Source organism: Hymenobacter cavernae (genome assembly GCF_014641455.1).
Classification (GTDB): Bacteria; Bacteroidota; Bacteroidia; order Cytophagales; family Hymenobacteraceae; genus Hymenobacter; species Hymenobacter cavernae.
Map to the genome: position 1 here is coordinate 920,331 of NZ_BMHT01000001.1, position 23,087 is coordinate 943,417.

The 23,087-nt window shown below is 58.2% G+C and carries 16 protein-coding genes and 1 tRNA gene; 11 read left to right on the top strand and 6 right to left on the bottom strand.

Annotated elements, in window-relative coordinates; genetic code table 11:
• Window positions 1-62: 62 nt before the first annotated feature.
• Entirely contained in the window at window positions 63-3,968 is a 3,906-nt protein-coding gene (locus tag IEX74_RS03875) for a metallophosphoesterase (RefSeq protein WP_188811095.1), read from the bottom strand.
• Window positions 3,969-4,219: 251 nt separating this feature from the next.
• On the opposite strand from IEX74_RS03875, the gene IEX74_RS03880 reads away from it, so the two are divergent.
• Complete coding sequence (locus IEX74_RS03880; RefSeq protein ID WP_188811097.1) at window positions 4,220-5,458, top strand: Pycsar system effector family protein; 1,239 nt, start codon at window positions 4,220-4,222, stop codon at window positions 5,456-5,458.
• Between the two features lie 92 nt (window positions 5,459-5,550).
• Here the strand turns inward: IEX74_RS03880 and IEX74_RS03885 are convergent, their stop codons facing one another.
• Entirely contained in the window at window positions 5,551-6,702 is a 1,152-nt protein-coding gene (locus IEX74_RS03885) for a DUF2652 domain-containing protein (RefSeq protein WP_188811099.1), read from the bottom strand.
• A gap of 131 nt (window positions 6,703-6,833) precedes the next feature.
• On the opposite strand from IEX74_RS03885, the gene IEX74_RS03890 reads away from it, so the two are divergent.
• Together IEX74_RS03890 and IEX74_RS03895 are read left to right on the top strand one after the other, a co-directional pair.
• Window positions 6,834-6,908 (top strand) — tRNA-Arg (locus IEX74_RS03890).
• A 280-nt stretch (window positions 6,909-7,188) separates the two neighbouring features.
• Window positions 7,189-8,187 carry an MBL fold metallo-hydrolase gene (locus IEX74_RS03895; protein ID WP_188811101.1) on the top strand — a complete coding sequence of 333 codons (999 nt, stop codon included), beginning with the start codon at window positions 7,189-7,191 and terminating at the stop codon, window positions 8,185-8,187.
• 114 nt (window positions 8,188-8,301) lie between these two features.
• On the opposite strand, the gene IEX74_RS03900 is transcribed toward IEX74_RS03895, so the two are convergent.
• The 3 genes from IEX74_RS03900 to IEX74_RS03910 all read right to left on the bottom strand — a co-directional run bounded on the left by IEX74_RS03900 (window position 8,302) and on the right by IEX74_RS03910 (window position 10,551).
• A complete protein-coding gene (locus IEX74_RS03900) occupies window positions 8,302-8,595 on the bottom strand; it encodes a hypothetical protein (protein ID WP_188811103.1) in 294 nt (97 codons plus the stop codon).
• Between the two features lie 453 nt (window positions 8,596-9,048).
• The gene (locus tag IEX74_RS03905) at window positions 9,049-9,465 is read right to left on the bottom strand and encodes a hypothetical protein (protein WP_188811106.1); all 417 of its coding nucleotides are present in this window, start codon (window positions 9,463-9,465) and stop codon (window positions 9,049-9,051) included.
• Between the two features lie 99 nt (window positions 9,466-9,564).
• Window positions 9,565-10,551 (bottom strand): aldo/keto reductase, encoded by a 987-nt coding sequence (locus tag IEX74_RS03910; protein ID WP_188811108.1) that lies wholly within the window; start codon window positions 10,549-10,551, stop codon window positions 9,565-9,567.
• Window positions 10,552-10,717: 166 nt separating this feature from the next.
• Here IEX74_RS03910 and IEX74_RS03915 point away from each other — a divergent pair, with 166 nt between their 5' ends.
• Window positions 10,718-11,281, top strand: coding sequence for a GNAT family N-acetyltransferase (locus IEX74_RS03915; protein ID WP_188811110.1), 564 nt, complete (start codon window positions 10,718-10,720; stop codon window positions 11,279-11,281).
• A 100-nt stretch (window positions 11,282-11,381) separates the two neighbouring features.
• Here IEX74_RS03915 and IEX74_RS03920 read toward each other — a convergent pair whose 3' ends face one another.
• Window positions 11,382-12,314 (bottom strand): D-2-hydroxyacid dehydrogenase, encoded by a 933-nt coding sequence (locus IEX74_RS03920; RefSeq protein WP_188811111.1) that lies wholly within the window; start codon window positions 12,312-12,314, stop codon window positions 11,382-11,384.
• 277 nt (window positions 12,315-12,591) lie between these two features.
• On the opposite strand from IEX74_RS03920, the gene IEX74_RS03925 reads away from it, so the two are divergent.
• From IEX74_RS03925 to rhaM, 7 genes are all read left to right on the top strand, one after another.
• A complete protein-coding gene (locus IEX74_RS03925; protein ID WP_188811113.1) occupies window positions 12,592-13,362 on the top strand; it encodes a polysaccharide deacetylase family protein in 771 nt (256 codons plus the stop codon).
• A 32-nt stretch (window positions 13,363-13,394) separates the two neighbouring features.
• Window positions 13,395-14,642: an oligogalacturonate lyase family protein gene (locus tag IEX74_RS03930; protein ID WP_188811115.1), complete on the top strand. Its 1,248-nt coding sequence runs from the start codon at window positions 13,395-13,397 to the stop codon at window positions 14,640-14,642.
• A 35-nt stretch (window positions 14,643-14,677) separates the two neighbouring features.
• Window positions 14,678-17,701: a DUF4982 domain-containing protein gene (locus tag IEX74_RS03935; RefSeq protein ID WP_229755104.1), complete on the top strand. Its 3,024-nt coding sequence runs from the start codon at window positions 14,678-14,680 to the stop codon at window positions 17,699-17,701.
• A gap of 36 nt (window positions 17,702-17,737) precedes the next feature.
• The gene (locus IEX74_RS03940; RefSeq protein ID WP_188811117.1) at window positions 17,738-18,892 is read left to right on the top strand and encodes a glycoside hydrolase family 88/105 protein; all 1,155 of its coding nucleotides are present in this window, start codon (window positions 17,738-17,740) and stop codon (window positions 18,890-18,892) included.
• A 114-nt stretch (window positions 18,893-19,006) separates the two neighbouring features.
• Window positions 19,007-21,856, top strand: a complete 2,850-nt coding sequence (locus IEX74_RS03945; RefSeq protein ID WP_188811119.1) for a glycosyl hydrolase — start codon at window positions 19,007-19,009, stop codon at window positions 21,854-21,856.
• Between the two features lie 168 nt (window positions 21,857-22,024).
• Window positions 22,025-22,519, top strand: coding sequence for a hypothetical protein (locus tag IEX74_RS03950; RefSeq protein ID WP_188811120.1), 495 nt, complete (start codon window positions 22,025-22,027; stop codon window positions 22,517-22,519).
• Window positions 22,520-22,703: 184 nt separating this feature from the next.
• A complete protein-coding gene (gene rhaM, locus IEX74_RS03955) occupies window positions 22,704-23,018 on the top strand; it encodes an L-rhamnose mutarotase (protein WP_188811122.1) in 315 nt (104 codons plus the stop codon).
• The last annotated feature ends 69 nt before the right edge of the window (window positions 23,019-23,087 follow it).

The window sequence follows — 23,087 nt, forward strand, 5'->3', positions numbered from 1 at the left end:
TAAGAGAGGAAGGTCCTTCGTTCTTCAGGATGAGAACGACATTGCTTTTACGCAGTTGCTCTCTAAAACAAGAAGTCGAAGCCCAGGAACACCAGTTTCTCTTCGCCCACTGAGTAGGTTACATTGATGACGGCCTGCTTCAGGATATCCACCCACACGCCACCGCCCACGGCGGTGTGCAGCGCGTCGAAACCAGTTTTTACGTCGTAGCGGCTGTACACGCGGGCAGCGTCGGCCAGACCTAGGATACCGAACTTACCGGGCAGCAGATACGCGTTGAAGGTGAAGAGCTGCAAGCGCACTTCGCCGTTGGCGTAGAACGAGCTACGGCCCGAGAAGCGCGTGCGACGATAGCCGCGCAGGTTGGTGGTGCCGCCCAGCGTGTTGGCCTGGTAGAAACGGTAATCGCCCAGGTTGCGGGCGGCTCCGATGCGGCCGGCCCAGGTGAGTTGGAAGGGAAAGTTCGGGCTCACGTAGAAGCGTACTTCCGAAGCCAGGCGACCAAACTGGAGCTGCTCGCCATTGAGCTGGTAGTTATACTCGGCGCTGTTGTACCAGCGGATACCGATGCGCGGATTTTTGGGCGAGCTGCTGGCATCCAGGTTCAGATACACCTTACCACCTAGGTAGCGGTTCAGCTGGAAATCGGATTCGCGGATGCCGATAGCGGCGCCGGTCCGGTCGTCGTTACCCGTACCTAACCCGTCCAGAATCTTCTTACCCATCTGGTCGCGGTCAACACGGAACTGGTCGTATTGCGGACCAAAACCTAGCTTGAGGAAGCTGAAGATGCTTTTCTCCAGCATTGGGGCCACGTAGAAGCGCGAGAAGCGGATGCGGTAGGTGTCGTTGATATCGCGGTTGCGCACGCGGCCGCCGCCTGCGGGAGCTTCGTTGCGCGTGTCATTACCTAAGCCGAAGTAATTATACAACAGCTGCGGCCCGTAGAGCTGGCTGGTCAGGTTCAGGTCGAGCTTCCCGAACACATCCACGAAATTGCCCGTGTAGCGCACGTTGTAGGCATTCTGCGAAGGCGACCAGTTGGCCATCAACGACTGCTGCGAAGCGTAAGGCGCCTTGCGGAAACCATAGCGCCGGTACGTGATACCGCCGCCGACGAAAACCCGGTCGTCGATGTTATACCCAAAATAAGCGGCCGGACCTAGGTAATTGAGCTGGTAGTCTTTGCGGTCGGTGCGGTTGGGGTAGTCGTAGCGGCTCACGTCGGTGCCGGGCTCCAGGCGCAGACGCGTGGTGCGGCCGGGCACAATCACGTTGCCGGTATCGGCATCGTACACTTGCGTGTAATTGCCTAAGCCCCGCACCCGCGAGCGGTCCACGATGGAGTCGCGGTCGGTGCCGGCGATAATGCGCACGTTGGTGCCGCTCTTCACGTCGCCGCGCACGTCGTACACGTCGTTGCCGGCGAAGCCGTAAAGGCGGATGTCCTTGGTGACTTTGTTATCAAACGTGCGGTCGAAGAGAATTTTGGTCAGCTTGCCATCTTTGTTGATTTTCTGCACCGTCACGCGGGTTTTGTCGCCCTCAAGGCGCTCGACCACGAACTTCTCGTTTTTCGAGCTGCCCTTCACCTCCGTAATCTTCGACACCATGGTGTAGTAGTCGGCGGCGAGCTGCGGCAGCAAGTCGCGGCGGCTCTTGAGCTTGGCGGCAATTTCGGGCCCGTGCTCGTCGTAGATTTTCTTGGGCCAGCGCTGGCGCAGGGCTTTGTCAATCTCGGCGTCGGTGAGGCGCTGCTTCAGATCCTCGGCGGTTTTCACCCAATCTTCTTTGCTGACTGAAGCCAGGAACACCCGATCATTAGCCAAAGCCGTCAGATTCAAGCCTTTCCAGTCGGCGTAGTCGGGGCCAAAGTTCTGGAAGTTGCGGATGGCCCATTTGCGCGAAGCTAGGTACGGGAACACCCCGTCGCCCTTGAAGAAGGCAATGTCACGGTCTTCGGGTACGGCTGTGAACTTCCGGTCGCCTTCCTTGTCTTTGCGCTCCGCCCAGCGCCACTGGTCCTCGTGCCGGTCCCAGTCGCCGATCCACATATCGAAGAGGCGCGAGCGAGCAAAGGCCTTCTCGTCTACGCGGTTGTCGTTGTCTTCCTGTAGGCGCTCCAGCACCTTGTCGGTACCCACCAGGTTTTTGGCATTGCCCAGCGAGGCCACGTCGCTCTGGTCGTCCTTGGCATCTTCTTCCAGGAAAACCGGCGTGTTGGCAAAGCGGTCGTAGTACTGCTCCAGCAAGGGGTCCTGCGGAATGTAGCGCAGCACAGGGTTGGTGTGCAGAATGCCCGCCGCCGATGCCAGCGGCGGAATTGCCAACGCCCCATATGGGTGTTGCGCCGAAATCTGATCCTGCAAGATGTCCTTGGCCGCTCCTTCCCGCAACGCCTCCGGCAGCACCGCCGAGGGGTCTTTGTTCAGGCCACGCAGCGTGTAGTTGCGGCCTTCTTCGTTGCGCACCTTCAGCGAAGCCGTCTGTTTGCCGCCGCCCACGCGGTAGGGCGAAAGGCCCCCTTTCTCGGTACCTAGGTCGAGTACCCGCATCCGCACGGGCGTTGCCCACTCCTTGCGGTAGTGCTCGCCGAACAGAAACTTGTGGAACTTGCCGCGCTCATCGTAGCGAGGGTGCGCGGCCACCGTGATGGTGCTATCCTTGAACGAGGGCGCGGGCGCCTGCTGCTTCACGGCTACTTCCTGCACAACGGCAGTTGGCTTGGCGTAAAGCGGGGTGCGGAACACCCGCCGGGCCGTCTGGCCGCTATCCACCGGAATCAGAAACTCGGTCCAGACCTGCCCATCATCATAGTAGTTCACGCGGGCAATGCCTTTTTCCTTGTCCGAAAACATGGCATCGGCGCCACTACCAGGCTTCACGTGCTGGGTTTTGCAGCCCGAGCCGCTGATGATCTGGTGGTAGGTAGGCGTCTTGAAGTACTGCAAGTTGTGCTCGTGCCCCGATACGTAAACGATGTTCGGGTAGCGCGCAAAAATGTCTTCCAGCCCTTTCTTGTAATTCTGGTAGAACGGGTGGGCAATGTCCTGCGTCACGCCGCCGTATTTGCGGGCAAACGGGTAAATCGACCCGATAACCGGCAGCGGCAGAAATGCATACTTGAACACGATGGACAGCGGAAAAATATGGTCGCCGACGGTGAAGTAGCCGCCGTGAATACCGTCCGACTGAATCGGGTGATGGGCAACGACCATGATGTTCTTGTCCTTGTTGCGGGCAATAACGTCTTCGAGCTGCGTGAAAAAGTCGGTTTCGTTGGCTACGCCGCAGCCGTTGTTAGCGCCGTAAGGCTTTTCGGTAGCTTGCGTTTGCAGAAACCACTGCGAGTTGATCATGATCATGACCAGATCATCCTGCACGCGCACTTCAAAGGGACCCGGGCAGCCGTCGCGCGGAATGAGGAAGTCGCCGGTGTAGGCAAACGCCGCCGAATCCTTCATCATGTAGTCTTCAATGAACTGCTGCTGGCGTCTTACTTGTTCTAAACCGCCGGCTAGGCCCTGGCGCCAGTCGTGGTTACCGGGTACCATGTATTTTTCGCCGGCGTAGTCGCGCAGCACATTCAGCTGATCAACGAGGCGGCGCTCCGACTCCTTGCGGTCGGCGGCATCTTCGGGTGGCAGGCCGTACTCGTACACGTTGTCGCCGAGGAAAACGGTGGTGCTTTTAGCTCCCGCCGCCACAATCTCCTTGTGCAGATAGTTCAGGGACGGTTCGCCGCCCTGCTCTTTCGGAATTGGCTTGCCCACGTCGCCGATCAGGAAAACGGTGTAGCGAATGTGGGTGCTGTCGGGTGGCGTTTTGGCCTGCCAGTTTTCGCCGCCATGGTGATAGTTCGGCCGGACCGGATGGGGGGTTTGGCTTTTCTTCTGCGCGGCAGCCTCGGGGAATCCCAAGCCGCCACCGGCAAACAGAAAGCAACAAGCAAGAAAAAATCTTCTCATACAGAAGCAATAAGCGTAACAAGTAGGCAATAACCCATCAACGTAAACCCGGAACGAAGGAATGGGGTTAGAAAAAAACTGGTAAACTTAGGGATAAGCCCCGTTGGCTTATCGTAAAACCGTGTCGGCTGCCCTACGCAAACCGACCGGATACAGTTCAGGCTAGTAACGAAAAACCTGGACCTGATATTCGCGTTCTACCTTGGTTTAGCGCTGCTCTCCCTTGGCAACGTCCCTTTTCACTCCCCCGCATGGAAACCACCGAGATACTGAAGGAAGCAAAATCCGAGATTATTGACCAAGCCAGCGCCTACATCACGGCGCTTTTCGAGAAAAAGCTGCCGGGCCAGCTCGTTTATCATAGCCTTAAACACACGCTTACCACGGTGAAGGAGGCGCAAGCCCTCGGAGAAACGGCCGGCCTGAGCAAGAGCGACCTGGAGGTGCTGGTGCTGGCGGCCTGGTTTCACGACGCGGGCTACACGGAGGTATACGATGGCCACGAGTATCGCAGCATGGAGCTGGCCGAACAATGGCTGACCCAGCAAGGCTACCCGCCCGAACGCATTGCGCAGGTGAAAGATACCATTCGGGCCACTCACCGCAACGAGCGCCGCGAAACCGAGCTGCAACGGCTGCTGGTCGATGCCGATATGAGCAACCTAGGTAGTGAGGACTTTATTGCCGGGGCCGAGCTGCTACGGGCCGAGTGGGAAACGACCGTTGGCAAAACCTACTCGAACGTGGAGTGGGCCGAAAACCAGCTCGACTTCCTGCTGACCGCCAAATACTATACGGACGTTGCCAAAGAACGATACCAGGACCAGTTCAAAGCCAATATAAAGGAGCAACGCGACCTGCTGAAGAAAATCGAGAAGAAGAAAAAGAAGAAGGAAAAGGAAAAAACCGAGACGTTTGCCGAGCCCAAGCGCGGCATCGAGACGATGTTCCGGACGATGTACGGCAACCACATGAAGCTCTCGGACATGGCCGATAAAAAGGCCAGCATGATGATTCAGCTGAACGCGGTGCTTATCTCGGTCATTGTCACATACCTAGGTACCAAGATCGGGGGCAAGTCGGCGGCGCTGAGTCCGGCCTTCACCCGCAACCCGCTCCTCATGGTGCCAATGGGCCTGCTGCTCATCACGGCCCTAGGTTCGGTGGTGTCGGCTATCCTCTCGGCCCAGCCCGACGTGACGAGCTTCAAATGGCTCAAGAAAAGTCCGCAGGTAGCCAACAACCGCCGCGTGAACCTGCTCTTCTTCGGCAACTTCAACAAGCTCAGCCTCGACGATTTTCAGGGCGGCATGACCGAGCTGATGCGCCAGAAAGATTCGCTCTACACCAACATGGTCACCGACATCTACTACCTAGGTGACGTGCTGGCCAAGAAATACCGCCTGCTCCGCATCAGCTACACCATCTTCATGGTCGGCCTGATCCTGACGGCGCTGTCGTTCGGTATCGTGCTGCTGTATAAGGTGTAAGTGCTGCAGGAACGCGCCACGGCGCGTTCTCACCCGCGCCGTTCGATAATTGGTAGTAGGTCGTTCAACGCCGAACGCGCCGTGGCGCGTTCCTACTCACTCTTCAGCGCCGCCAGGTGCTTGATGGACTCGCCCAGAAAGCGGTGCATGCGGCGCAGCTGGCCGAAGCGGATCAGGCGGCTGGGGCTGGCTACGTGGCCGTACCGGAATTCCACCGTCAGCAGAGACGTGCGGTCGGTGATGGGCTCGATGAAAAAGAACAGCAGCGAATTAGGAAAAAGCCGGAAGTGCGAGATTTTCTCGACATATTCAATCCGGTGGTCTTCGTCCTCGAAGTGCTGCACGGCCTGAAAGTCAATCTGGCCGTTGTTGATGTCGACTTTGTAGGTGGTGCCCAGGCGACCGGCTTTGGTCACATCGTAGTGCACCTTGGTGGCGCCCGCCATCCAGCGCGGCCGCAGCCGGAAGTTGCTCACAACGCGCAGCACGTCGCGGGAAGGCAGCCTAATTACCCGGCGCACTTTCAGGGCGTTATTCTGCGTGGCGCCGGGGCGGCCGGGCGCCAGCTGCTCATCCAGCAGCAGGCGCAGGGGTGTGAGGTGGGCGTAGTGGTAACAGATCTGACCTAGGTAGTCGTAGGTGCAGGTGCCGCGCAGCAGCCGCGTCCAGGAAAAGCTGCGCACGATGTCGGCTGGCTTTTGCGTGGCCAGGTAGTCGTCGGACAGCAGCAGGTATTCGCTGCCGGTCACGTTGTTTTTGAGCAGCCGATGCACCACAATCAGGTCGCGGCCCATCAGCTTGGTAAAGTCACGAATCTGAGCCACGCTCACGCGCCCGTAGTGTACGATAATCTTAAGGGTCAGATCGTTGCTGCGCAAGGCCGCGGCCAGCGCCGAGTCGGTGTCGCGCTCCACCAGCCGGATGTAGTTCTGAAAATCGAGGAAGATACGGCGGCACTGCGTCACTAGCTCCTGAATGGAAGGCGGTGGCCCAAGCCGATAAAACAGAATGGCATCGCCCTGAATCTCACTTACTTCCATACCTAGGGTGTTCGCCTCAATCAGGATTTCGAGTAGGTCGGCTACCAGCCACGGCGCCAGACTATTGCCCGATTCCTGAATAAAGCGCGTGAAACCGCTGATATCCGGAATAAATAAGAGCGCGGGTTGCGTGCCGTCCGTGCCGGTAGTGGTGCGCCCTCCAGCGGCGCGGCGGGCAGCGTGCAAATCGTCCAGTAAGCCCATGCGTGCGGAAAACGGTAACTGAACAGATAAGAGAATCGCTGCTTGACAGGTAACGGCGTTTACGCAGAGGTTCGCATCGCAGTTTGGCAGTGGCGCTGCTTTCCCGTTACCTTTACGCCCAGAAACCACCGGGCCCCGTAGTTCAACGGATAGAATAAGGGTTTCCTAAACTTTAGATGTGAGTTCGATTCTCGCCGGGGCCACCAGAAAACGGCCTCCCCAACCTAGGTTGGGGAGGCCGTGTTTGGTTTTTGGAATAGCTACGAAGTCGTTCAAACAGCCGAATTGCAAATCTGGCTGAGCGGGCAATTCAGCACCTAGGTGTGGGTAGCTTCTGGTTTGCAAAGGCGTACCTACTCGGCCGAATTTATAATTTGGCTGAGCTGATCCTTTCTAACAGTTTCTATGTGGTAAGTGCATGTTTGGTAAAGTAAGAGGCGAGCTTAACCGTCAACTGGTATATCGCACGCTTTTCTACGCCAACTCATGCAAACGTCTTCTCAATACAACGGCAAGAAATACCTCAATACCCTTGCGACCAGTGTAGCGCCGCCTAGTGGCTATGGCCGCATGCTGCGGCGCTGGCTGTTAGGTAAGGAAGTGCGCGAGCCACACCAAACTCCAGGTCCGTTTTCCGTCGACCTGACCGCGCTGGCAGAGCCGGTGCCCGCCGCTGTACTCCGGATAACGTGGCTCGGGCATTCGTCGGTGCTATTAGAAATAGATGGAAAACGGTTCCTGACTGACCCAGTATGGGGGCGTGCCTCGCCGTTTGGGTTTGCGGGTCCCAAGCGCTTCTTCCCGATGCCCTTGCCTATCGCGCACTTACCTGCACTCGATGGCATTATTATCTCACACGACCACTACGACCACCTCGACGAAGCCGCAGTGCGGGCCTTCGCGCCAACGGGCGTATCTTTCTTCTGTCCACTTGGCGTCGGTGCGCACTTGCGGCGGTGGGGTGTGGCGGCCAACCGCATCACGGAACTGGACTGGTGGCAACGCGTGGTGATAGGAGAGACACACACGCTGGTAGCAACGCCTGCCCGGCACTTCTCGGGGCGCGGCTTGCGTGACCGGGACAGCACGTTGTGGGCATCGTGGGTGGTGTTGGGTCCGCAGCACCGCGCCTTCTTCGGCGGCGACTCCGGCCCGTTCGAAGCTGGCTTCCACGAAATTGGCGCTGCTTACGGGCCTTTTGACCTGACGATGCTCGAAATTGGTGCCTACGATGCGGAGTGGGCCGATATTCACATGGGGCCCGAACATGCCGCAGCGGCCCACCAGGCTTTGCGGGGCCGTTTGCTGCTGCCGCTGCACTGGGGAACCTTCAACCTAGCTTTTCACAGCTGGACCGAGCCGGTGGAGCGTTTGCAAGAAATAGCCGCTGCCCGGCAACTGAAGCTGCTGCTGCCACGGCCGGGCCACCGAATTGACATAGCAGACGGAGCCATAGAATCGGGTTGGTGGCGTAGCCTAACTTAACCGACACGGTTTTTTATTGGTGCCAGCAATGCTTATGCAAGCGGATGTGATTACTCCAGCCCAACTCGGCTGATGTATAATCCGGCCAGGTAAGCTGAGCTAGGTTGCGGCGCCTCACACCGTCATGCTTTCCTCTACTACTTCCGCTAAGTCAATTTCTTCCAGCGGCGGCACGGGCGCAAACCGGGATTCGTGGAAGTTGGCTTCCGGGAAGCCGGGCGCCACGTCCGCATTGTTGATTTCGACTAACGTGATACCGTAGCCGCGGTGCGTGTCGTAGATGCCGCGCACGGTGTAGATCGGGCCGCGCTTGGGCGTCTGGATGTTGGGGTTCTGTACGAGGAGCAGCGTGAAGTCATCGTTGGTGCAGATAACTTCCTGGCCAGGGTGAAAGAGCGGCGGATTCATGATTGCAAAGGTAATGGTGGTAATCCGTTGCCGTATAGTCTGAAAAGTGTGAATGCCTAGGTTATAGGCACTCTAGTACAAGCCGGATAACAGGCCCAGCCAGAACGAAAAAGGTCCCGTGGAATATTCCAAGGGGCCTTTTCATGGATGGGCAGCCAAGCGCAGGTAGTAGCGCTGGTATTCTGCTAGTCACATGTTTGTGTAATTGACTAGGCAATAGCAAAACGCAATCTTGCTTTTCCTAATGCGCAAACAACGATGAAAACCATTGCGGCAGGAATCTTACTTAACCTCGTCCTCATCAAGCTCAACCGGTGCTTCACTCACGTTTGGATGAACACGACGGGCACTTGACTGCTGGTGGCACGCCAGGCCAGCATTGTGCGCTAACTAAAAACGCAGGAGCTTAGCAAAGCTAGGTTCAAGTGGGTTGCGCAGCGGCCGGCTTTCAACCTAGGCTTCCCGCAGCCAGGCGGCGGCCACCTGCGCGTCATTGAATACCCGGTAGATTAAGGCGCCTTCGCGGGCATCATTCATCAGCGTACTCACGCCCAGCCGCGCGAAAACATCCTGCGGCAGCAGCACGGCCGCAATCATTTCGCGTTGCAGAGCGTGGCTGACGGTTAGCCACTGCTCCCGGATCCAGGTGCGCTCTTCCTCGGTGAAAGGCGACATAGCCCGCTGATTAGCAAGCATTTTGTTCCAGCCGCGGCGCTTCATCAAATTCTCCAGGTGATTCAGGAAGGCCCGGTAGTCGGTGAAGTTTCGCCGGCCGGCTTTGTAGTCGACCACCACGTAGCCATCAGGGTGCTCGTACAGGCGACCAGTTAAGTTTTCGTAATAAATTGGGAGGCCAGATAAAATAAGCATAAGCGCAAAATACGTCATCCTGGGCGTTCGAGATACCTCTGCACCTCAACAAAAAGCCCCGGCGTATGCCGGAGCTTTTTTGTTGAGACCAGCTAGATTTTACCAAATCTGGTGAACCAGCGGCCGGATGCGGCGGTCGTAGATTTCCTGTACCTGCTGCATCTGCTCGGTCGAGAGCTGTGGCAGCTCGGCCGCGTGCAGGTTGGAGGTGAGCTGCTCGGGCTTGGAAGCGCCCGGAATCACGCAACTTACTTCGTTGAACATCAGCACCCAGCGCAACGCCACGGGAGCTAGGTTCGGCTGGTCGGGGAACACAAGCTTGAGTTCTTCCACGGCTTCCAGGCCCGTGTTGTAGTCGACGCCAGAGAAGGTTTCGCCCTTGTCGAAGGCCTCGCCGTTGCGGTTGAAGTTGCGGTGGTCGTCGGCAGAAAATTTGGTCTCGGGCGAGAACTTACCCGTCAGCAGACCACTAGCCAGCGGCACGCGCACGATCAGGCCCACGTCGCGGCGCTGGGCTTCTTTGAACAGCAGCTCCGTGGGGCGCTGCCGGAACATATTGAAGATGAGCTGGATGGTCGTCACGTTCGGGAATTCCAGCGCTTTCAGGCCTTCTTCCACTTTCTCCACGCTCACCCCTAGGTTCAGGATTTTACCTTCCTCCTTGAGCCGGTCGAACACCTCGAAGATTTCGGGACGGTAATACACCTCTGTGGGCGGGCAGTGCAGCTGAATCAGGTCGAGCGTTTCGAGCTGCATGTTGCGCAGGCTCGCTTCCACAAACCGGCGCATGGCCTCCGGCGTGTAAGCTTCATTCACGTGCGGCTGCAACTGCCGGCCGCACTTAGTCGCCACGTAAATGCGCTCGGAGCGGTTGCGCACGAGCCGGCCCACGGCTTTTTCGCTTTCGCCGTCGCCGTACACGTCAGCGGTGTCGATGAAGTTGATGCCGGAATCGACGGCGGCGTTCAGGATCTTATCGGCGTTTTCGTGGCTGAACGGGTCGCCCCATTTGCCACCTACCTGCCAGGTACCCAGGCTGATTTCGGAGATAGAAAAGCCGGTTTTACCGAGTTTGCGGAACTGCATAGAAGTTGAGAATAGTAGAAAAGGAAGCCAGCCGCGCCACACTACCCGGACGCTTTTGGTGGAGCGAATGTATACGCTGATTCTGAAAACTCGGCTTCATGCGGTTCGGGCAGGCTACCTAGGTTTTCGTGGGCAGGCAAACGGCCACTTTGCGTATCTTGGGCTCATGTCGGCTGCTCCCCTCCCCCTTGTTCCGTTCCCCGCCCAAATTCCGGTACTCGAAACCGAGCGGCTTGTGTTGCGTGGCTACCAGCCCAACGACCTGGATGAGTTTGCCGCCATGTGGACCGAGCCCGATTTCTTCCGCTACCTAGGTGGTCAGCCGCTGACGAGGGAAGAGGCGTGGCGCCGCCTCCTGACGCATCAAGGTCATTGGGGCTTAATGGGTTACGGCTACTGGTCGGTGGAAGAGAAAAGCACGGGGCGGTTTATCGGTGCGGTTGGCTTCGCTGATCTGCTGCGTGATATAACGCCTTCCATCATCGGCCTGCCCGAAATAGGTTGGGTGCTGGCGCCACGGGTGCACGGCCTGGGCTACGCTACCGAAGCCGTGCGGGCGGCGCTGAACTGGGGCGAGCAGCATTTCCCGCAAAAGCAAACCGTCTGCATCATCGACCCGGATAACACTGCTTCTCTGCGAGTTGCGCAGAAATTCGGCTATCAGGAGCTAGCCCGCACCACGTATAAAGACCACCCGATTTTGATTCTGAGTCTATTTTCGGATAGTTAACTGTCATTCCGAGCGGCGCAAGGACTCTGGGTTCATCGTTTGAACGAGGTACTCAGATTCCTCGCGCTGCTCGGAATGACAGCCGATTTCGCCAAAGAGGCTAATAGCCTTTCGACAGATCAACCGGATTTTGCAGCGGCTCGCCTTGCCGGAAGTGACCTAGGTTCTTCAGCAGCAGCTCGATGCGGCCGTCTTCCTCGCCGGGCTGGCCGCCAGCGGTGTGCTGGGTCAGCAGCACGTTGGGCAGGCTCCACAGCGGACTGTCAGGGGGCAGGGGCTCTTTGGCCGTCACGTCGAGTACGGCGCCGGCTAGCTTGCCGGTTTGCAGCGCTTCGAGCAGGGCCGGCTCGTCGGTGGTGTTGCCGCGCCCCACGCTGGCGTAGAGGCTGCCGGGGGCCATTGCCGTTATCAGCTCAGCGGAGAAAAACTTATCGGCGCTGCCGGGCAAGCAGTTGACGACCAGATCAGTCTGCGGCAAAGCGGCTTTCAGGTCTTCCACGGTATGCAGCTTCGCTTTGGGGTTGGTGCGCGCCAGGCATTGCACCTGGCAGTTGAAGCCGGTGAGCTGCTGACGCACGGCGCGACCAATGGCTCCGGCCCCCAGAATGATAACCCGCTTGCCGCGCAGCAAACCTAGCTTTTTGCGCACCGGCAGCCCCACCCATTCCTTTTCGGCCTGCAGCACAGCCAGTTCCGGAATGTGCCGGTACCACGCCAGGATGCCCGCCACCATCGTTTCGGCGCACGGCCACGCGAAGAAGTCGCCCATGTTAGCCACCGGAATACCTAGGTTGAGCTGGGCATAGCGCTCAAAGCCCGCCGAGTCGATCTGCCAGAACTGCAAGGGGGGCGCGGCTTCGCTGAGCCAAGCCGTGGGCGGATTCCCGAACAGCAAGTCGGTTTTCTGAAAGGCGGGGCGCTGCTGATCTTCCCGCAGATTGGTGCGAAATATCACCGACACATCGGCCGGAAGCTCCTGTTGCAGACGATATTGGCCAGCTTCGCTGAAGGCAGAGTACACGAAAAGTTGCATGATCTATTCTCGTTTTGAAAGCTGTAGCGCGAACCGCAGGAGGGCGTAGCGCGAAGCCTGCGCCTCGCGTATCGTTGAACGATTACACCTGCAAGACCTAGGTTTAGCTAACGATTTCGTTCAACGATACGCGAAGCGGGAGCTTCGCGCTACATACGCAGCTACGCCAGCAGTGGCCAAATCTGACCCGAACAGTACAGGAGGGTTAGGGCCTGATTAACCGCGTTCTTGGATTGCTTCTCACCCCATGCCGATGCCTTTTCGGCTTTCCCACCGCATGAAACGAGTACTGCTTCTGGTCTTTTCGTGGCTGAGTGTCGTCGGTGCTGCGGCCCAAATCGTGCGCCGCCCGATACCGGATAAGCTCGTCGTACTCACCTTCGACGACGGCCCCGTGACGCACGCCACCTTCGTGGCCCCGCTGCTCAAGAAGTACGGCTTTGGCGGCACCTTCTTCGTGTGCGAGTTTCCGCCCGACTTCGCCGACAAAACCAGGTACATGAGCTGGGCGCAAATGCAGCAGCTCGACAAAATGGGCTTCGAAGTGGCCAGCCACACGCTCACGCACAAGCACGTGAACCGAATCAACAAAGACCAGCTCACGGCCGAGCTAGATTCGCTGGAGCAGCGCTGCAAAACCCACGGCATTCCGCGGCCCGTCAACTTTGCTTACCCCGCCTACGACACCAGCCCGACGGCGTTTGAGGTGCTAAAGGAGAAAGGCTACGACTTCGCGCGCACCGGCGGCAACCGCCTGTATAATCCGAAAGTCGACCACCCCTACCTCATACCTAGCTTCACGACCAAGGCCGACAACAGGCAGCAAATCATGGACGCCTTTCAGCAGGCTAGGAATGGCAACATCCTGGTGCTCACCATCCACGGTGTGCCCGACTACGCCCACGACTGGGTCACGACACCACCGGCCTTGTTCGAAGAATACCTGAAGTACCTGCACGACAACCACTACAAAGTCATTGCCCTGCGCGACCTCACCAGGTACATCGACGTGAAGGCCGCCCAGCAGCTCAGCTTACCTGCTAACTAGCCCTTTCTCCTCGCTCCCAAAACCCACCTGCCATGAACAAGCTTTCTTATCAAGTCACCCTAGGTTTATTGCTCGTCGCGGCCGGCGCGCAGGCGCAGACCAGGCTCGAAACCGGCTCCAAAAAGCCCATGCCGACCGAGTGGATTGACCAGGACACCGGCCACAAAGTGGTGCGCCTGACGCGGCTGGCTGGCAGCAATTCCAGCTTCTACTTCCACAACAACCCCTTCATCAAGCAGCGCGGCAGCGAGGGCGACCTCATGGTATTTTACCACACGGGCCCGGCCGGCAAGCAGCTTTACACCCTGAACCTCAAGACCTACCAGGCGCAACCCCTGACGCGAGCTTTCGCGCAGGTGGGCGGCGAAATTGTAGCGCTGAAGAGCCGGCAGGTGTTCTACCAGACGCAGGATACCGTCTACGCCACCAACATTGACACGAAGAAAACCCGGACCGTCTTTGTGTTTCCGAAGGATTTTAAAGCCAGCATCACCACGCTCAACGCCGACGAAACCGAGCTAGGTGGCGCCTGGTCGACGGATGCGGAAAAGGAGATTTATCGCCAGTACCCCGAGAAGCACGACTACTTCACGCGCATTTATGAGGCCAAGCTGCCGCGCACGCTCTTTAGCGTGAATGTGAAGACGGCCCAGCTGAACAGAATCTTCACGGATAGCGCCTGGCTCAACCACGTGCAGTATTCGCCCACCGACCCTAGCTTGCTGATGTTCTGCCACGAAGGCCCGTGGCACAAGGTCGACCGTATCTGGACCATCAACACCAAAACCAAGGCCGTGAAGCTCGTGCACAAGCGCACAATGGACATGGAAATTGCCGGCCACGAGTTCTTCAGCCCCGATGGCAAAATGATTTGGTTTGACAACCAGCTGCCCCGCGGCGCTACGTTCTTCCTGACCGGCACCAACCTGCAAACCGGCCAGGAGAAGAAGTACCAGATGACCCGCGACGAGTGGTCGATCCACTTCACCGCCTCCCCCGACCAGAAGCTTTTCGCCGGCGACGGCGGCGACCCAGGCCAGGTAGCCAAAGCCCCGAACGGCCAGTGGATCTACCTCTTCCACCCCGAGGGCGACAAGTTTCGCTCCGAGAAGCTGGTGAACATGAAAGCCCACGGCTATAAGCTGGAGCCAAACATCCACTTCTCGCCCGATGGCAAATGGATCATCTTCGGGGCCAACTTCGAAGGCGAGAAAGAGGTGTATGCCGTGGAAATAGCCCCGGCTAGCATGAAAGGCAGCGTGGGTAAAGCCGGCCAGTAGTTGCTTACAAACACCTTTTCAGTAAAGCTAGCTTCATGATGCGTCGTACTAACCTTCCTACGTTGCTTGGCACGCTGCTTCTGTGGGTCGCGGCGCTAACGGCTTTGGGTGCTGCGCCGACTAGCCCGCGGGTGAAGTACAACTTCAATCCGGGCTGGCGGGTGTACGTGGGCGATGCCGCTGGCGCCGAGGCACCTAGCTTTGATGATGCCAAGTGGAAACCCGTGACGCTGCCCTGGGCGTGGAACGAAGACGAGGCGTTTAAGAAGGACATCAAGGACCTTTCCACCGGCATTGCCTGGTACCGCAAGCACTTCCGTTTGCCGAAAGCGGATGCGGGCAAGAAGGTGTTCCTGGAATTTGAAGGCGTGCGGCAGGCCGGCGAGTTTTACCTGAACGGCCAACGCATTGGGCTACACGAGAACGGAGTTATGGCCTTCGGCTTTGATGTAACCAAGCTGCTGAAGCCTGCTCCTGAGGAAAATGTGCTAGCCGTACGTACCAACAACGACTGGGATTATAAGGAGCAAGCCACTGGTCAGAAGTACCAGTGGAGCGATAAGAACTTCAACGCCAACTACGGCGGGCTTTCCAAGAACGTGTTTCTGCACGTTGCGGAGCCGCTCTACCAAACCCTGCCGCTCTACTCTACCCTAGGTACGACGGGCGTGTATGTCTACGCCAAGAACTTCGACATTGCCGGCCAGAAAGCCACCATCATGGCTGAGTCGCAGGTGAAGAACGAGTACCCGGCGGCCCGCACGTTTGAGTACGAAGTAACGCTCGAAGACCTAGGTGGAAAGGAAGTGAAGCGGTTCAGCAGCAGCAAAACCACCTTGCAACCAAGCGCCACAGCAACCATCAGCGCCAGTGGCTCGGTTGATGGGCTGCATTTTTGGAGTTGGGGCTACGGCTATCTGTACAACGTGTACACCACCTTGAAAGTGGATGGCAAGCCTGTGGACGTGGTAAAAACGCGCACCGGCTTCCGTAAAACGGAGTTCAGCAACGGCATGGTGAAGCTCAATGACCGGGCGCTGCAAATGCACGGCTACGCCCAGCGTACCAGCAACGAGTGGCCCGCCCTGGGCCTATCAGTACCTGCTTGGCTCTCAGACTACAGCAATGGCCTGATGGTGGAAAGCAACGGCAACCTCGTGCGCTGGATGCACATCACGCCCTGGAAACAAGATATTGAGTCGTGCGACCGGGTGGGCTTACTACAAGCCATGCCGGCCGGCGACGCCGAGAAAGACGTGAACGACCGCCGTTGGGGCCAGCGCACTGAGCTCATGCGTGACGCCATCATCTACAACCGCAATAACCCGAGCATCGTGTTCTACGAGTGCGGCAACGAGAGCATTAGCGCCGAGCACATGCGCGAGATGAAGGCCATCCGCGACCAGTACGACCCGCACGGTGGCCGCGCCATCGGCTCCAGGGAGATGCTCGACATTGCCGATGCGGAGTACGGCGGCGAAATGCTTTACATCAACAAGAGCGCCACCAAGCCGCTCTGGGCAATGGAGTATTCCCGCGACGAAGGCCTGCGCAAATATTGGGATGAACTTTCGCCTCCTTACCACAAAGACGGCGACGGCCCGCTATACAAAGGCGCCAGCGCCGCTGATTATAACCGCAACCAGGACACCCACGCCCGCGAAGATGTCTTCCGCTGGTACGACTACTGGCACGAACGCCCCGGCACCGGCAAGCGCGTGAGCTCGGGCGGCGTGAACATTGTTTTCACCGACTCGAACACGCACTACCGTGGGGGCGAAAACTACCGCCGCAGCGGCGAAGCCGACGCCATGCGAATTCCGAAGGACGGCTTTTTTGCCCACCAAGTCATGTGGGATGGCTGGGTGGATACGGAGAAGCCGCGCACCCACATTATTGGGCACTGGAACTACAAAGCCGGCGTGAAGAAGGACGTGCTTGTGGTGTCGAATGGCGAGAAGGTGGAGCTGTTTGTGAATGGCAAGTCACTGGGCAAGGGTGAGCAAAGCCACCGTTTCTTGTTCACCTTCAAGAATGTAGCGTGGCAGCCGGGCACCATCAAGGCCGTGAGCTACGATGCCAGCGGCAAAAAAGTAAGCGAAGCCTCGCATCAAACGGCCGGTGCGCCCGCCGCGCTGCGCCTGACAACCATAAACAACCCCAACGGCTTGCAAGCCAATGGCTCGGACCTAGCTTTGGTGCAGGTGGAAGTAGTGGACGCCAAAGGCTTGCGCTGCCCTACGGCTTTGAACATGGTGAATTTCTCACTGAAAGGCAATGCTACCTGGCGCGGCGGCATCGCGCAAGGCCCTGACAACTACATCCTAGCGCAAAGCCTACCGGTAGAAGGCGGCGTGAACCGCGTGCTCATCCGTTCGACCACGCAAGCCGGAAAGATTGACCTGCAAGCCACGTCGGAAGGGTTGAAACCGGCTGCGGTGAGTTTGACCTCGAAGCCCGTAGCCGTCACTGATGGCCTCGCCCTCCAACTGCCCGGCACCGACCTAGCTCCTAGCCTCAAGCGCGGCCCTACGCCAGCCAGCGCCTCGTTCAAAGTGTCGCGCACTGCCATTCCTATTGCGCAGGTAACGGCCAGCTCCAATCAAGCTAATGCCGCCTTCAGCTACGATGACAATGAGTTGTCGGAGTGGATAAGCGATAAGCAGCCGAACACCTGGATTCAGTACGACCTAGCCCGCCCCGCGGCTGTGAGCGAAGTAGCGCTGAAGCTCAGCGGCTGGCGCTCCCGCACCTACCCCATTCGCATTTTGGTCGATGACAAAGAAGTGTTCCGCGGCACTACGGAGCGCAACCTAGGCTACTACACCGCCATTTTTGCCCCGCAAACCGGCCAGCGCCTCCGTATCGAGCTGACCGGCTCCGGCAGCAACCAGGATGCTTACAACATCACCGAGCTAGCCGACCAGAAAGCCCCGCCGAAAACTCCCACGGCTGCTACCGACCAACCCGGTCCGGCGGGCACCCTAGGTATTGTGGAGGCTGAGGTGTATGAGAAGCCGCGCGCTAACCTAGGTACCTCGCAACGCAATAATCCTTAAGTTCTTCCCAACAAACACCAATCACCAAGCTATAGAATGAAGAGTCGCTCTTTCCTTATTCGCCAAGCTGCCCGCACCGGCGCCCTGGCCCTCGCCCTGGCCATCGGTGCCGTCACCACGCAGGCGCAGAAACTACCCAAGCCCAAGGTCATCCTGAAAACGATGACCAAGACCAACGACTACTTCATGAAGCTGTGGCCCGATCCGGGCAAGGAAATCGTGACGAACATCGCCCGCCCCAGCAACATCTGGACCCGCGGCGTGTACTACGAAGGCCTGATGGAGCTCTACAAGCTGGATAAGCAGAAGCGCTACTACGACTACGCCGTGGAGTGGGGCGAGAAGCACAAGTGGGGCCTGCGCAAAGGCATTGAAACGCGCAACGCCGACGACCAGTGCGCCGGCCAGACCTACATCGACCTTTACCAGATCGACCCGAAGCCCGAGCGCATCCACGACATCAAGGCTAGCATCGACCTGATGGTGGCGAGCGAAAAAATCGACGATTGGTGGTGGATTGATGCCTTGCAAATGGCGATGCCCGTGTACGCCAAGCTAGGTGTGATGTACAAGGATGACAAGTACTTCGAGAAGATGTACCAGATCTACAACTACTCGAAAACGGTGCACGGCGGCAACGGCCTCTACAACCCGCAAGACCAGCTCTGGTGGCGCGACAAAGACTTTGTGCCACCCTACAAAGAGCCCAACGGCGACGATTGCTACTGGAGCCGCGGCAACGGCTGGGTGGTAGCCGCCATGGTGCGCACGCTGGAAATCCTGCCGAAAGGCGCCCCGCACCGCGAAGAGTACGAGCAGATGTACATGGCCATGATGAAGGCCCTGCCGCCCTTGCAGCGCGAAGACGGCTACTGGAACGTGAGCCTGGTCGACCCAACGCACTTTGGCGGCAAAGAGCTGAGCGGCACGTCGTTGTTCATCTACGGCATGGCCTGGGGCATGAACAATGGCCTCTTGGATAAGAGTGTTTACAAGCCGATTGTGGTGAAAGCCTGGAATGCTATGGCGAAAGAGTGTGTGCACCCCGACGGCGCCCTCGGCTACGTGCAAGGCACCGGGAAAGAGCCCAAAGACGGCCAACCTGTGAGCTACGACCACATGCCTGATTTCCAGGACTATGGCCTAGGTTGCTTTCTGCTGGCTGGCAGTGAGCTATATAAGTTGAAGTAAACTGTAGCGCGAAGCTCCAGCTTCGCGCATCGTTGAACGAAATTCGCTACAATCATCTACTAACGGTGCGGACGATGCGCGAAGCCGGAGCTTCGCGCTACAGTTCCTTTCTTCATGCAAAAATCAACTTTACTTCTTCTTCTCGGCCTTACGGCCTCTCCCCTCCTAGGTCTGGCGCAGGCGCCGAAGTGGCCGGCCATCACCCAGCAAAACAAACCCTGGACGCGCTGGTGGTGGGAAGGTAGCGCCGTGAACCAAAAAGACCTCACCAGTCTGCTGGAGCAATACAACAAAGCCGGCCTGGGTGGCGTGGAAATCACGGCCATATACGGCGTACACGGTGCTGAAAGCCAGTTCATTGACTTTCTGTCGCCGAAGTGGATGGGCATGCTCACCCACACACTGAAGGAAGCTGGCCGCTTGGACATGGGGGTGGATATGGCGCAGGCTTCCGGCTGGCCGTTTGGCGGCCCCTGGGTGACGCCGACGGATGCCTGCAAGTACGTGGCCTACCAGACCTACACGGTGAAGGGCGGCGAGCAGCTTAAAGACGCCGTGACGTTCATGCAAAAGCCGATTATTCGCGCTGTCAACCACCAGGTTGACATTAAAACGCTGGTTGATCCGGTGGCGAAGAACAAGGACTTGCAGACCCTAGCTTTGGACCAAGTGCGGTTTGAAAAGCCGCTACCTTTGCAAACCCTGATGGCCTATTCCGACAAGGGCGAAACGCTGGACCTGACCGTCAAGGTAGACGCCAACGGGAAGCTCAACTGGACCGCTCCGGCGGGCAACTGGACTTTGTACGGGGTGTTTCAGGGCTGGCACGGCAAGCAGGTGGAGCGCGCCGGCCCCGGCGGCGAGGGCGACGTAGTCGACCACCTCTCCAAAGACGCCACGCAGCACTACTTGCAGCGCTTCGACGAAGCCTTCAAAGACTACGACATCAAGCCGTTGCGGGCTTTCTTCAATGACTCCTATGAAGTCGATGATGCCCAGGGCGAGGCCAACTGGACCCCGGCCATGTTCGCCGAGTTTCAGAAGCGCCGCGCCTACGATTTGCGCAAATACCTGCCGGCCTTGTTCGGCAAAGACACCGAGGATAAAAACCGCCGCGTACTCTGCGACTACCGCGAGACGATTTCGGAGCTGCTGCTCGAAAACTATACGAAGGTGTGGAGCGACTGGGCCAAAACGCAGGGTGCGCTCATCCGCAACCAGGCCCACGGCTCGCCGGCGAATATTCTTGATCTGTACGCCGTTACCGACATTCCCGAGACCGAAGGCACCGACTTGCTGCGTATCAAGTTTGCCTCATCGGCGGCCAACGTGACGGGCAAAAAGCTAGCTTCCTCGGAGTCGGCGACGTGGGAGAACGAGCACTTCCTCTCCAAGCTCAGCGACGTAAAGCTGTCGATGGACCGCTACCTGCTTGGCGGCGTGAACCACACGTTCTATCACGGCACCAACTACTCGCCGGCGTCGGCGCCGTGGCCGGGTTGGCTGTTTTACGCGGCCGTGCACTTCAACCCGAACAACACGTTCTGGACGGATTTCGGCAAGCTGAACACCTACGTGGCCCACTGCCAGTCGTTCTTGCAGCAAGGCAAGCCCAACAACGACGTGCTGGTGTACCTGCCCATGTACGACTCGTTCTCGAACCCGAGCGGCAAGGTCCTGCTTCAGCACTATGATGGTATCGACCACGGCTTCAAAGGGATGCCGGTGGAAAACACCACCGAAGACATGCTGAAGAAAGGCTACGGCTTCGACTTCATTTCCGACAAGCAGCTCCAACGCGTGACCGGTGCCGGCCGCGACCTGCACACCGGCGGCGTGACGTACCAAACCATCCTGCTGCCGGATGCGCGCCTGGTGCCGCTCGCAACGTTGCAGCGGGTGCTGGACCTAGCTCAGAACGGCGCGACCATCGTGGTGCAGAATCAACTGCCCACGGACATTCCCGGCCTCACCAACCTCGACACGCGCCGCGCCACCTTCAAGAAGCTGTTAGCGCAACTGAAGTTTACCGACGGCGGCAAGGGCGTGCAGCAAGCTAGCCTCGGCAAAGGCAAAATCCTCGTCGGCAAAGACGTGGACCAGCTACTAGCCGCGGCCGGCGTGAAGCGCGAAATGATGGTGGATCAGGGCATCCAATACGTGCGCCGCAGCCACGAAAAGGGCCATTATTACTTCATGGTGAACCGCGGCGAGAAGGCCGTGGAAGGTTGGGTGAAGCTCCAAACGCCCGCTAAATCGGTGGCGCTCTACAACCCCATGACCGAGAAGCTAGGTATGGCCGCGGTGCGCAATGCCGGCAACACGCCGGAAGTGTACGTGCAGCTGGCGCCCGGCGAGTCGTGCATCCTGGAAACCAACACCGCCGCCGTAACCGGCCCCGTGTACGCTTACCTGAAAACGGCCGGCGCGGCCCAGCCCATCAGCGGCACCTGGGACATCAACTTCGTGAAAGGCGGCCCCGATCTGCCCGCCAAAGTGCAGACCAAGGACCTAGGTTCATGGACCAACCTGAGCGGTGATGCCGTGAAGAAGTTCTCCGGCACGGCCACTTACACCACCTCTTTCCCCATGCCTACCGGCTCCGACGAAGGCTTTATCCTGGACCTAGGTAAAGTAGCCGAAAGCGCCCGCGTGCAGATCAACGGCCAAGATGTCGGTACGCTGATCGGACCCGTGTATCAGGTGTTCATCCCGAAGAACCAGCTAAAAGCCACGAATACGCTGAGTGTAAGCGTGTCCAACGCCATGGCTAACCGCATTGCCGATATGGACAAGAACCACGTGGAGTGGAAGAAATTCTACAACATCAACGTCTCCGCCCGCCTGCCGCAGAACCGCGGCGCCGATGGCGTCTTCACCGCCGAAAAGTGGGCGCCGCGCGAGTCGGGTCTGCTCGGCCCCGTGACGCTGACCCCGGCTACAAGCGGCACGCAGGTGCAGTAAGGTCTTCACGGTTTGCTCAAACGTGCGCCTCACCCTCTAGGACCCTACGCCGCTTGATGCGCGGAATGAAAAGGAGAAGGGGAACTAACTTCTAGTTTGCTAGAGCTAGCTTTTCTAAACCAAAACTTAGTATTAAAGCTAGTCCCCCCTCTCCTTCTCTACCACGACATGAAGGTGAAAAACGGCAAAGCGCGCCTTAACTTCGACTACGTGGCGGGCGGCTTAGTTGCCAAAGATGGCCCCTTGCGGCAGTTCACCATCGCCGGTGCCGACAGCGTGTTTGTGCCCGCGCAAGCCAAGATTGAAGGTAAGTCGGTGGTGGTGTGGAGCGACCAGGTGAGGCAGCCGGTGGCGGCGCGTTTCGCGTGGCGCGAGGTGCCCAAGCCCAACTTCTTCAATGCCGCTGGCTTGCCGGCGGCGCCGTTCCGCACCGACAAGTGGCGTATGGCTACGCAAGGCAAATTATGGCGTTACCTAGCTTTTGCGAGGGAAGGTGGAGCCACAAAATTTGTCTTACTGATAGTGGTGTGTACTGCTGCTAGTTTCGCTAGCGGCGAGGGCAGCCGCAGCAGCGCACTGATTCGGCCCACCACGAAGGACAAGGTGAACAGGTACATCAGCAAGGCAAGGCGGAGTAGCAGGAGTTTCATTAGGGGTAATTAACCGTTAAGCCTGCTGCTTTTCTAAAAGTGTACCAACCTTAGAATTATTCAATAAATAACCTAGCTAACCCTGTTGCTTACTGCTTTAGTGCCGTGCCTTACACCAGCTACGACCTAGCATCATTTCCTAACAGAACTTAGCCTGTTTCATTACTAGCGCATTTTCACACCCAAATCCAGTTCTTATGGAAGAAGTAGCCTTCACGATGAAGCTCAAGCCCGGCTTCGAAGCCGAGTACAAACGCCGCCACGATGAAATCTGGTCCGAGCTCTCGCAGACCTTGACCGAAGCCGGCATCCGAGACTACTCCATCTACCTCGACCGGGCCAGTGGTACGCTCTTCGCCGTGCAGAAACGAACGGAAGGCCATATTATCGACCAGCTACCTAGCCTCCCGATTATGAAAAAATGGTGGGCCTACATGGCGGATATCATGGAAACCAACCCCGACAACTCGCCCGTGTCGACGACGTTGGAGCCCGTGTTTCACGCTGATTAGCAGCAAGTAGCACCAGGAGTTACGTTCTCGCAGCCTCTTACCCGCCGAGCCTATGCTAAAACCTAGGTT

Coding starts and splice junctions, on each gene's coding strand:
- rhaM (WP_188811122.1), top strand. CDS start 22,704: ATGGAAGAAGTAGCCTTCACGATGAAGCTCAAGCCCGGCTTCGAAGCC.
- IEX74_RS03935 (WP_229755104.1), top strand. CDS start 14,678: ATGATGCGTCGTACTAACCTTCCTACGTTGCTTGGCACGCTGCTTCTG.
- IEX74_RS03895 (WP_188811101.1), top strand. CDS start 7,189: ATGCAAACGTCTTCTCAATACAACGGCAAGAAATACCTCAATACCCTT.
- IEX74_RS03900 (WP_188811103.1), bottom strand. CDS start 8,595: ATGAATCCGCCGCTCTTTCACCCTGGCCAGGAAGTTATCTGCACCAAC.
- IEX74_RS03920 (WP_188811111.1), bottom strand. CDS start 12,314: ATGCAACTTTTCGTGTACTCTGCCTTCAGCGAAGCTGGCCAATATCGT.
- IEX74_RS03875 (WP_188811095.1), bottom strand. CDS start 3,968: ATGAGAAGATTTTTTCTTGCTTGTTGCTTTCTGTTTGCCGGTGGCGGC.
- IEX74_RS03925 (WP_188811113.1), top strand. CDS start 12,592: ATGAAACGAGTACTGCTTCTGGTCTTTTCGTGGCTGAGTGTCGTCGGT.
- IEX74_RS03950 (WP_188811120.1), top strand. CDS start 22,025: ATGAAGGTGAAAAACGGCAAAGCGCGCCTTAACTTCGACTACGTGGCG.
- IEX74_RS03880 (WP_188811097.1), top strand. CDS start 4,220: ATGGAAACCACCGAGATACTGAAGGAAGCAAAATCCGAGATTATTGAC.
- IEX74_RS03915 (WP_188811110.1), top strand. CDS start 10,718: ATGTCGGCTGCTCCCCTCCCCCTTGTTCCGTTCCCCGCCCAAATTCCG.
- IEX74_RS03945 (WP_188811119.1), top strand. CDS start 19,007: ATGCAAAAATCAACTTTACTTCTTCTTCTCGGCCTTACGGCCTCTCCC.
- IEX74_RS03910 (WP_188811108.1), bottom strand. CDS start 10,551: ATGCAGTTCCGCAAACTCGGTAAAACCGGCTTTTCTATCTCCGAAATC.
- IEX74_RS03885 (WP_188811099.1), bottom strand. CDS start 6,702: ATGGGCTTACTGGACGATTTGCACGCTGCCCGCCGCGCCGCTGGAGGG.
- IEX74_RS03905 (WP_188811106.1), bottom strand. CDS start 9,465: ATGCTTATTTTATCTGGCCTCCCAATTTATTACGAAAACTTAACTGGT.
- IEX74_RS03930 (WP_188811115.1), top strand. CDS start 13,395: ATGAACAAGCTTTCTTATCAAGTCACCCTAGGTTTATTGCTCGTCGCG.
- IEX74_RS03940 (WP_188811117.1), top strand. CDS start 17,738: ATGAAGAGTCGCTCTTTCCTTATTCGCCAAGCTGCCCGCACCGGCGCC.